Here is a 2,494-nt window from a genome sequence, read left to right as displayed (position 1 = left end):
CGGACGCCTGCGGCGTCGAGGGCCTGCAACGCGCCCACGGCCAGCGGGTCCGCGGCGACGAGGATCGCATCCGGCATGCGATCCTCGTTTTCCGCGATCAGCCGGGCAGTCAGGCCGCGGCCGTTCTCGACGGTGAAGGCGCCGCCGACGTATGAAAGGCCGTCGACGTCGAGGCCCAAACGCTGCGCCCAGTTCGAGTACGCCAAATGGCGAAGCTCCTCGTCGTAAAAATGCCGGCCCATGATGTGGCCCGTTCCGCCGACAAAGGCGATGCGACGACGGCCCGCCGCCATCAGCGCGTCAAGCCCGTCAAGAACCGTTTGCTGCAAATCCGGCCGCACCGAGTGGAACAGCCCCGGAGCCGGATTGATGTCGATGAACACGCCATGCGGCAGCTCCTGGCTGAGGGCCGTGAAATCGTCGTCGGCCAGCGGCGCCGGGCCTATGGAAATGAAACCGTCGAATTTCTTGCCCGCGCCCACGAGGGAACGCGTGTCGGGAAACGGGGTGAGTTTTGTGTTGTGTTCGTCGGCTTTGGCTTTCAAGGCCTCGCGGATCTCAAAGAAATAGGCGTCCTGCAGCCCGCGCTCGGGGTCGATGTTGTCCAAGACGGCCACGTCCTGCGGAATTCCTACGCGACGCCCCTGCACGGAATACCCCATCTCATTGCCGGCTTGAAGGATGCGCCTGCGCGTTTCTTCACGCACGGTGAACGTGGGGTCTCCTTTGAGAACCCGAGACACTGTGGCCTTCGAGTACCCTGTCGCAGCGGCGATGTCTGCGAGGCTGACCATGACGGTTGACCGCCTCCTTTTGAACGGGAAAACGAACGAACTTGAATGGAAAATCGTTTTCGCTGACCAATGTACCCATAAAAGCTGGGCAAACCCAAGAAATAAACGAGGAGCCCTCCGCCTTGGCGGAGGGCTCCTGAGATACGGCGCACCGGTCCAAGCCCGATGCTCACACCGAACAGTTTAAGATTCGTCAAGGCCTTGTGCGAACCAGACTCTTGCCGGAGGCATCGGGCCAAGGGCCGTGGCCGAACCGCCGCGGTCAGACGGCTTGGGAGAGTTCAGCGAACACCTTTCCCACCGGCTCGCGGATCACAAGGTTCGCCCGCGAGTCGTAGGGGGTGGGCGTGGCGTTCATGAGCACAAGGCGGTCGCCGTCGTAGTAGTCGATGAGGCCGGCGGCCGGATATACGACGAGGCTCGTTCCGGCGACGATCAGCATGTCGGCGTCGGCGATCGCCCTGACCGCGCCCTCCAGAACGCCGCTGCCGAGCATCTCCCCGTAAAAGACGATGTCGGGCCGCACGACGCAGTCGCATGAAGGGCAGCGGGGAACCGCTCCCGTCCGCGCCTCGTCGAAATCGGCTATCGAAAAAGGCCGTCCGCAGCCCGTGCACAGCAGCCGCGACCAATTCCCGTGCAGCTCGAAAATCCGCTCGGATCCCGCCGACTGGTGGAGCCCGTCGATGTTCTGCGTGACGACGGCCGAAAGCGAGCCCCTCTTTTCGAGCTCCGCCAGAAACTTGTGCGCGGCATTCGGCGCGACTCCCTCGCGGGCGTTTTCCTGCGCAAACCACTCCCAATACGCCTGCGGGTGGGTCTCGAAGAAATCGATGGACAAAACGCGCTCGATCGGGATTTCGCGATCCTGATGGAAAAACCCTTTGGCGCCGCGAAAGTCCGGTATGCCAGACTCCGTCGAGACCCCGGCGCCGCCGAAAAAGACGATGCGATTCGATTGCGCGATCCATTGAGCCAGCTGGCGCCATTGACTGTCCATACCACCAGCCTAGACCTTGGAGCGCCGCGCCACAGCCGGTTTCGCGACGTCGGCCTTTTACGACGCAAGCTTTACGACGCAGGCTTTTCACGACGCCGTTCCGCGCCGCCCGGCCTTCGCACCGCCTGGCGACGTCCGGCCTTCGCACCGCCTAGCACTGTCCGGCCTTCGCACCGCCTGGCGCCGCCCGAGCTTCGTGCGTTTCGTCTTTCTAGGCGGAACGTAACAGGTTAGAGGCTCCCGGGTTCGCTAGGCTCATGTCATGACGATTAAAGACGCAGCCACTGCTTCCGCCATCGCCCTGCGCTTGGAGCTTCTGGGAATTCCCGCTTTGGCACAGGCCGATCAGAGCGAGACTGACAGCCTCATGTCCCCGATATTGGCGCGCCAGCGCGAGCTTTCTCGCCGCCTGGCACATCGCCCCTGCGCTGCCGATCAGCGCATCCAGAATTTCCTCGACTCCTATTTGGAGGGCGCCGCCGAAACGCCTCAGCTGCCGCGCTCCACTTTCGTGCTCGACCAGCCCGGCCTGGCTCGCGCGCTGTCTCTCCCGTCGGATTCCACGAGCTTCGTCTCCGACTACGTCGAGAGCTACAAAGTGCTGGGAGGCGTCCTACACAACCCTCGAAACGACCGCCGCACAACGGCCGGCGTCTTCCACGTCGCCGAGGGCGGCCTGCCGATCCCCGATGACAAGATC

General features: G+C 63.4%; 2 protein-coding genes and 1 pseudogene. 1 reads left to right on the top strand and 2 read right to left on the bottom strand.

The window, feature by feature from the left end; genetic code table 11:
• Positions 1 to 794 (bottom strand): LacI family DNA-binding transcriptional regulator (locus ACO48X_RS11105; RefSeq protein ID WP_485002144.1); only part of this gene is annotated, 794 nt, incomplete at its 3' end.
• A 262-nt stretch (positions 795 to 1,056) separates the two neighbouring features.
• Positions 1,057 to 1,794, bottom strand: coding sequence for an NAD-dependent protein deacylase (locus ACO48X_RS11100; RefSeq protein WP_485002143.1), 738 nt, complete (start codon positions 1,792 to 1,794; stop codon positions 1,057 to 1,059).
• 262 nt (positions 1,795 to 2,056) lie between these two features.
• On the opposite strand from ACO48X_RS11100, the pseudogene ACO48X_RS11095 reads away from it, so the two are divergent.
• A pseudogene (locus tag ACO48X_RS11095) lies at positions 2,057 to 2,494 on the top strand (hypothetical protein); the annotation flags it as partial.

It is taken from the genome of Peptidiphaga sp. (assembly GCF_057238965.1).
The sequence above is the reverse complement of the archived record's forward strand: the minus strand, read 5'-3'. Positions and strand labels throughout refer to the sequence as shown.

Excerpts from the sequence above, each read along its gene's own strand:
- ACO48X_RS11100 (WP_485002143.1), bottom strand. The coding sequence starts at position 1,794 with ATGGACAGTCAATGGCGCCAGCTGGCTCAATGGATCGCGCAATCGAAT.